The organism is Parvularculales bacterium (assembly GCA_036881865.1).
GTDB lineage: Bacteria > Pseudomonadota > Alphaproteobacteria > JAPOUT01 > JBAJNM01 > JBAJNM01.
Genome location: JBAJNM010000004.1, coordinates 71,263 through 78,432, shown reverse-complemented (window position 1 = coordinate 78,432; position 7,170 = coordinate 71,263). Strand labels below are relative to the sequence as shown.

Sequence of the window (7,170 nt, the reverse complement as noted above, 5' to 3'; positions counted from 1 at the left end):
GAAATTAGCGATTTTTTTACTTGCAATGTAATTTGATTCCTGTCAAAGGTGCGCCCATCAGAGCGATGCACCTTGTATTGCTTTGCCATTTTGTAAGTAAAAAAATCCTTGGAGATTATTCAGATGGTATCAAACCTGAAAAAACTGGCCCCGATGGCGGGGCGATTATCTTTGCCTGCGGCTTTGCCGGTGGCCTTGGTTGTGGGCGTTGTTGTTGTGGGCTTTGTTACAGAGGCTTTCGCACGTAATCAGATCCGGATTGTGGGGTCGTCAACGGTCTTTCCGTTTGCGACAGCGGCTGCGGAGAACTTCAGCCGTAATAGCAACTATCGGACGCCGGTTGTAGAATCAACCGGAACCGGCGGTGGTATGAAACTGTTTTGTGCCGGTATTGGAGTGAACACTCCGGATATCAGCAATGCATCGCGCCGGATAAAAAAATCCGAATATGATACCTGCAAGAGAAACGGCGTGTCCATCACGGAGGTTAAAGTCGGCTATGATGGAATTGTCATCGCTAATGCACGGTCGGGGCCTAAGATGGCTCTGACGTTGGGTCAGGTCTTTCAGGCGTTGGCGGAAAAGGTTCCCGTTGACGGTGAATTAGTGCTGAACCCCTACAAAAAATGGAGTGATATTGACCCATCGCTGCCTAATGTAAAGATTGAGGTTCTTGGTCCTCCGCCTACGTCAGGCACGCGAGATGCTTTTGTGGAGTTGGCCATGGAGGGGGGCGCTAAGAGTTTCTCCATGTTAGCGGCTTTGCGCAAAATGAACAAAAAGCAGTTTAAGGTAATCGCCCACACCATCCGCGAAGATGGCGCATTTATTGAGGCCGGCGAGAACGACAATTTGATAGTCCGCAAACTGGAAGAGAATCCCAACGCTTTGGGTATTTTTGGCTTCAGTTTTCTGGACCAGAACGGTGATAAAGTGCGTGGTGCTACCATCAATGGTGTAGAGCCGAGCTTTGATAATATCGCCGGTGGCGATTATGGCATTTCCCGCTCGCTGTACTTTTATGTAAAGCGGGAGCATGCGGGTGTTGTGCCGGGCCTTGAGGCTTTTGTTGAGGAGTTCACCAGTGATGATGCGTGGGGGGATTATGGTTATTTGACGGATAAGGGCCTTATTCCTTTGCCTGTTAACGAGCGCACCAAGGTTGGTAATACCTCTCGCGCCTTACGGAAGCTGGACTTGTAATAAGCCATAAACGGATAGCGTCAGCAGATCATAAAATTCAAGAGAGTTAGGCTGCCATGACATTTTCTGTTGTTCTGGGTTTGGTCTGTCTGCTGGCGATATCCGGCTTTGTTATGGGGCGCCGCCGGTCATGGCCGAGTGGTGCCAATCGTGAAAGTAGTGAGGGAGAGAGATTGGGAGCATCCCGCTCTCTGCCCCATTACCACGGTATTTATGTTGCATTTTTCTGTACGCTTCCGGCATTGGGGCTGGTTCTTCTCTGGTATGCTTTTGAGCCGACGCTCACAGCACTTTTGATTGACCGGTTTCTATCGCCGGAGATGTATGAGGACGACATAGGTCGTCATGCTCTGCTTGCCAGTGTGATGCAGAGGTTGGCGGAGGGCGGGCCTGTTCTTGCTGCGAGCCCTTCTCTTGTACAGGCGGCAGAACATTATGCGGCCTTTAAGGGGCACATTCAAACGGCGACATCTGTTGTTGTGGTGATGCTATCTGTTATGGGCTTTGCTATTGCGATGCGGCGGATTGCACCACACTTCAGGGCGCGTGCGCGGGTGGAGCGCATTGTTGTGCGGTTGATGATTGTCGCCTGTGTTGTGGCAGTGCTGACCACTATCGGCATCATTATGTCGCTGATTTTTGAAAGTATTCAGTTCTTTCGTTCAATAAGTGTAAGCGAGTTTTTATTTGGCCTGAAGTGGTCACCCCAAACGGCCTTGCGCGTTGAGCAGGTTGGCTCATCCGGCGCTTTTGGCGCTGTGCCTTTGTTTGCCGGGACGTTTCTTGTTACCCTTATTGCCATGATTGTAGCGGTTCCTATCGGACTTTTTTCAGCCATTTATCTGGCTGAATATGCCTCAGCCCCCTTGCGCAATATCGTCAAACCGACGCTGGAAATTCTGGCCGGTATTCCCACCGTTGTTTATGGCTTTTTTGCCGCATTAACAGTTGGTCCTTTTATTCGCGAGGTGGGGGTTGGTTTTGGGATTGGCATCTCGTCTGAATCGGCGCTGGCCGCCGGACTAGTGATGGGCATTATGATTATTCCTTTCATATCGTCCTTGTCTGATGATGTCATTACGGCTGTCCCACAAAGTTTGCGGGATGGTGCTACAGGGCTTGGTTCTACCCAAGCGGAGACCATTCAAAAAGTGGTCCTACCTGCTGCCTTACCGGGCATTGTCAGTGCTGTACTGTTGGCTGTGTCCCGTGCCATCGGCGAGACTATGATTGTGGTGATGGCGGCAGGCTTAACAGCCAATCTCACAGCTAATCCTCTTGAGTCAGTTACCACGGTTACGGTTCAGATTGTCACCTTGCTGGTAGGAGATCAGGAGTTTGATAGCCCAAAAACCCTCGCCGCTTTTGCTTTGGGGTTGGCCTTGTTTGTTATTACTTTGGCGTTGAACATCATTGCTTTGCTGATGGCGCGACTGTATCGGGAAAAATATGACTGACAGTGCTGCGCCTTCATCATCGTCACTTGTGGAACAGCGCCTGAGTCGCTTGAGGCGGCGGCATGCGGCGGACAGGCTTTTTCGCCTTTACGGCATTAGTGCGATTATCCTGACAGTTCTGATCTTGATACTGCTATTGGGCTCTATTGTGTATGGTAGTTTGCCTGCTTTTAGCCGTACGGAAATCCGGCTTGATGTTCGGGTTGATACGGCGGTGTCTTCGTCAGAGTCCAGAGGGAGCTACCAAAAACTGGTGCGCGGGGCATTGCACGATTTATTCCCTGAGGTGGAGGGTCGTAGGGAGCATCGTCAACTCAATAGACTCATTAGTGCCGGAGCGGGGCAAACTTTGCGTAATGCGCTGGAGGATACGCCTGTTACACCCGGCGACACAATAACCGTGTGGGTTGCGGCCTCGGCAGACGTAGATACATACGTCAAAGGGCTGGTTGATAGCACCGTTCCTGAAGCCAACCGGAGGCTTGATGATCAATCTCTTGACTGGGTCAAAAAATTGCAGACAGATGGGCGTATTCAGACGGTTTTCAATACGGCGTTTTTTGTGAATGGCGATAGTCGAGAGCCTGAGCAGGCGGGTATTCGGGGTGCTGTGATGGGGTCTTTGTTAATGCTTCTGGTGACTCTGTTGCTGGCGGTTCCAATTGGGATTCCGGCGGCCGTATGGTTGGAGGAGTTTGCCCCCCGTAACCGCTGGACAGATCTTTTAGAGGTCAACATCAGCAATCTAGCTGCCGTGCCTTCTATTGTTTTTGGGTTGCTGGGTCTGGCAGTTTTTATCGGATTTTTTGGCTTGCCTCGTTCAACCCCTCTGGTAGGCGGTATGGTGCTCGCTTTAATGACACTGCCGGTTATTATTATTACCACCCGTGCGGCTTTGAGGTCGGTTTCCCCCTCCATCCGTGAGGCGGCGTTCGGTGTGGGGGCCTCACGTCTTCAAGCGGTTTTGCACCACATAGCTCCCGCCGCCATGACAGGGATACTCACCGGTGTCATTCTCGGTATGGCCCAAGCCCTTGGTGAGACGGCTCCTTTGTTGATGGTTGGCATGGTAGCCTTTATTGCCGATACGCCAAGTTCTATCATAGAGCCTGCTACGGTAATGCCGGTGCAGATTTTTCTGTGGGCAGATAGTCCTGAACGCGCCTTCACGGCTAAGACGAACGCTGCTATCCTGTGTTTGTTGGTTTTTCTGATTGCCATGAACGGCCTGGCCATTTTCCTTCGACAACGGTTTGAACGCTTCGGGAAAATCAACTGAACAGGGGTAGGAGGCAACAGTATAAAACCATGAGTACAGTTTCAGCATCAGATAGCCACCCAATGGGAGAAGAAACGCCTTTGGTTAGCAAAATAAAAAGCTGCAACGTGGATGTTTTTTATAAGGAAAAACAGGCGCTTCTGGACGTGTCACTGGATATTCCGGAGCGTCACGTAACGGCTCTGATTGGTCCATCCGGTTGCGGTAAATCAACCTATCTGCGGTGCCTGAACCGCATGAATGATGTTATTGATGACTGTCGGGTGTCTGGCCGCATTGAACTGGACGGTCAGGATATTCATGCACCCTCCGTTGACCCCGTTGACCTACGCGCCAGAGTAGGCATGGTCTTTCAAAAACCCAATCCTTTTCCTAAATCTGTCTATGACAATGTGGCCTATGGGCCGCGCCTCCATGGTCTTGCGTTGGGTGATCGCAAGGCGCTTGAGACGATAGTTCACAAAAGCTTGAAACGTGTAGGCCTATGGGATGAGGTGAAGGATCGTCTGGGAGAGCCGGGTACAAGCCTTTCCGGTGGCCAGCAACAAAGATTATGTATTGCGCGGGCTATTGCTGTTGATCCGGAAGTCATTTTGATGGATGAACCATGCTCCGCTCTTGATCCGGTAGCAACGGCTCGCATTGAGGATCTCATTTATGAACTCTCACGGCGGTTTACCATCGTTATTGTGACGCACTCAATGCAACAGGCGGCGCGGGTTTCTAATTTCACGGCATTTTTTCATTTAGGGCATCTTGTAGAGGTGGGTAAGACGGGGGATTTATTTACTAACCCTCAGGAAGAAAAAACCCAGAACTATATAACGGGCCGTTTTGGTTGATGAAGGAAAATATTGATGACAGAGACAGAGCATACCGTTAAAGCGTATGGACAAAAACTGGATGATATATTTCATCGGATTTCTCGCATGGGTGATCTTGCCACGGAGCAAATGTTGCACTCTGTTACTATTATCAGGGAATTTGACAATCAACAGGCTAAGCAGATTATTGCTACCGATGAAGCCCTTGATGCTATGGAAAAAGAGGTTTTGGAGCATATAACCTCTGTCTTGGCGTTACATCAACCAATGGCGCGGGATTTACGCGATATTATCGCCGCTCTTCAGATATCCAGTGCATTGGAGCGGGTTGGAGATATGGCAAAAAATATAGCTAAGCGAATGATGACTACTCAGGAGCAAGCTCTGCCTCAGGACTTACTTACGCCGATTGCTGCTATGGGCGAGGCTGTTCATGGTCAGTTGGTCAAGGTGATGACAGCGTATAGCAACCGTCAGACAGAGCTGGCAGAGGATGTCTGGAATACCGATGAGGAAATAGACAAAATGCACAATACTGTTTTCAACAGTATATTGGGGGCCATAAAAGGTGAGCAAGATTCAGTGATTTCTTCTTGGGTGCATCTTTTGTTTATCAGCAAAAATATTGAGCGGGTTGGAGATTATGCCACCAATATTGCAGAAACAATTACCTTCATGGTGGGCGATGAGGTCCCGGGGAATAAGCGCCCTAAAGCCGATGTCACGAGTTCTATATCAAGATGATAAACCGGCAAAGAGGATGACGATATGCCTTCGGCGTTAACCTGATAGGCGTTGATACGCCACCAGCATCAATCCGTGTGCTGCGAACGCCTCCGGCGTTCGACGGGCTGGTAGGCAATCCGGAAATGATAATCACAATAGGGGATACCGGCACCCGCCGCCTTAAGGCCACAAAAATGAAAATCTTTTTCACCGGGATTACCAATCGGCCATTTGCAGACACGCTCCGTTAAGGTCAGCACGGTAGGTGCCGGTACACCCACGCGAGCCCCCTGAGGAGTCTCCGCAGTGCTTTGTGCATTGATCTCCTCTCCGGCAGGTGTATCCACCGGTGAGTTATGGGTCGCTTCACGAGTAGCCTGTGGGGAAGATGCATGAAGATCTTCTCTGCTAATTTCTGAGGCTTCATTTGTAAATCTGGTGACCTTTGTGGGTACGGCCAATTGTGGAGCCTGCGCCGGAGCGGTTCGTTTGGCTTGACGGGGGGCACGGGCGGCCAATCCCAAACGATGCACCTTACCGATAACAGCATTGCGGGTTATCCCACCCATTTGGCGGGCAATCTGACTGGCGCTTAATCCTGTTGCCCATAGCTCTTTAAGTGTTTCAACACGTTCTTCAGTCCAGGACATCCATCTTCCTCCACTTTTTTAGAAGTTTGTCTTTTGTTTTTCCTGTTACCCTATTTAGAGTATCTTTAAGGATTTACCACAAAATGTAGTACACAGACAAGGAGAAACTACCAAATGTGCAGAGATCTCGCAAGACCCCCCAATATCTAGTAGGGGTCTTGCTCACTGTAGGGGTGGATTAGCAGAAATCTTAGGAGAATTGGGTATTTTGTAGGAGTTTTGCTAGTCCCGACGAGGATAAACATAAGGCAGGCTACTGGTAAGACCTCCGTCCACCGGTATGGCCTGACCATTGATATAAGAAGCCTCATCACTGGCCAAGAATGAAACCATGGTTGCAATCTCTTCTGGATAGCCATAACGGGCCATGGGATTCAACTGGCCAATCTTATGAGAGGTGCCCCGCTCTTTGGCCCGGTCAAAAATGGGCTTCGTCATGCCCGTTTCAATGATCCCCGGGCAGACAGCATTGACTCGAACGCCCGTGCCATAGAGTTCATAGGCTGATGTCTTAATCAGATTGATAACTCCCGCTTTGCTAGCCCCATAAGGAGAGTGCCCGGCGTTGGCACGAATACCCGCCACCGAGGCCGTGCAGATAATAGAGCCGCCACCAGCAGCTGCCATGATTGGGCTGGCGTGCTTAACAGCAAGAAACGGTCCGATAAGATTAACCCTTAAAATCTCAAGCCAATCGTCAACAGTTTGTTGCACCAGAGGAGCAGCCTGACCACTAATACCGGCATTGGCGTAAATAGCATCAAGCCTCCCAAACTCTTGCGTGCACAGGGTGATGTATTTTTTAACGGCGTCTTCATCAGCAACATCGGCAACGTGAGCTATGGCCGTGCCACCTTCTTTTGTAATCATCTCTACTGTCTCGTAGAGCGTTTCTTCGGTGCGGTCTACCGCTACAACGGAGGCTCCCTCGCGTGCGAATAATCGCGCACTTGCGCGGCCAATACCGCTACTCGCACCCGTTACGATGGTTTTCTTATCTGCCAGTCTGCCCATGAGACTCTTTTTCTATT

The 7,170-nt window shown here is 50.2% G+C and carries 7 protein-coding genes; 5 read left to right on the top strand and 2 right to left on the bottom strand.

Going from position 1 to position 7,170, the window contains the following annotated elements; genetic code table 11:
- Positions 1-123 precede the first annotated feature (123 nt).
- The 5 genes from V6Z81_02225 to phoU are packed head-to-tail and all read left to right on the top strand — an operon-like array spanning position 124 to position 5,507.
- On the top strand, positions 124-1,203 hold the full coding sequence (locus V6Z81_02225) for a PstS family phosphate ABC transporter substrate-binding protein (protein MEG9861313.1): 1,080 nt from the start codon (positions 124-126) through the stop codon (positions 1,201-1,203).
- Positions 1,204-1,259: 56 nt separating this feature from the next.
- A complete protein-coding gene (pstC, locus tag V6Z81_02220; protein MEG9861312.1) occupies positions 1,260-2,660 on the top strand; it encodes a phosphate ABC transporter permease subunit PstC in 1,401 nt (466 codons plus the stop codon).
- Complete coding sequence (gene pstA / locus V6Z81_02215; GenBank protein ID MEG9861311.1) at positions 2,653-3,939, top strand: phosphate ABC transporter permease PstA; 1,287 nt, start codon at positions 2,653-2,655, stop codon at positions 3,937-3,939. Before pstC ends, pstA begins: the two co-directional genes overlap by 8 nt.
- A gap of 29 nt (positions 3,940-3,968) precedes the next feature.
- On the top strand, positions 3,969-4,781 hold the full coding sequence (pstB, locus tag V6Z81_02210; GenBank protein MEG9861310.1) for a phosphate ABC transporter ATP-binding protein PstB: 813 nt from the start codon (positions 3,969-3,971) through the stop codon (positions 4,779-4,781).
- A gap of 15 nt (positions 4,782-4,796) precedes the next feature.
- The gene (phoU, locus tag V6Z81_02205) at positions 4,797-5,507 is read left to right on the top strand and encodes a phosphate signaling complex protein PhoU (GenBank protein ID MEG9861309.1); all 711 of its coding nucleotides are present in this window, start codon (positions 4,797-4,799) and stop codon (positions 5,505-5,507) included.
- Between the two features lie 68 nt (positions 5,508-5,575).
- Here the strand turns inward: phoU and V6Z81_02200 are convergent, their stop codons facing one another.
- Positions 5,576-6,139: a GcrA family cell cycle regulator gene (locus V6Z81_02200; protein ID MEG9861308.1), complete on the bottom strand. Its 564-nt coding sequence runs from the start codon at positions 6,137-6,139 to the stop codon at positions 5,576-5,578.
- 222 nt (positions 6,140-6,361) lie between these two features.
- Positions 6,362-7,153, bottom strand: a complete 792-nt coding sequence (locus V6Z81_02195) for an SDR family NAD(P)-dependent oxidoreductase (GenBank protein MEG9861307.1) — start codon at positions 7,151-7,153, stop codon at positions 6,362-6,364.
- Between the last annotated feature and the right edge of the window lie 17 nt (positions 7,154-7,170).

What these genes read in the sequence shown, in the direction of transcription:
- V6Z81_02225 (MEG9861313.1), top strand. Translation starts at nt 124, where the DNA reads ATGGTATCAAACCTGAAAAAACTGGCCCCGATGGCGGGGCGATTATCT.
- pstC (MEG9861312.1), top strand. Translation starts at nt 1,260, where the DNA reads ATGACATTTTCTGTTGTTCTGGGTTTGGTCTGTCTGCTGGCGATATCC.
- pstA (MEG9861311.1), top strand. Translation starts at nt 2,653, where the DNA reads ATGACTGACAGTGCTGCGCCTTCATCATCGTCACTTGTGGAACAGCGC.
- pstB (MEG9861310.1), top strand. Translation starts at nt 3,969, where the DNA reads ATGAGTACAGTTTCAGCATCAGATAGCCACCCAATGGGAGAAGAAACG.
- phoU (MEG9861309.1), top strand. Translation starts at nt 4,797, where the DNA reads ATGACAGAGACAGAGCATACCGTTAAAGCGTATGGACAAAAACTGGAT.
- V6Z81_02200 (MEG9861308.1), bottom strand. Translation starts at nt 6,139, where the DNA reads ATGTCCTGGACTGAAGAACGTGTTGAAACACTTAAAGAGCTATGGGCA.
- V6Z81_02195 (MEG9861307.1), bottom strand. Translation starts at nt 7,153, where the DNA reads ATGGGCAGACTGGCAGATAAGAAAACCATCGTAACGGGTGCGAGTAGC.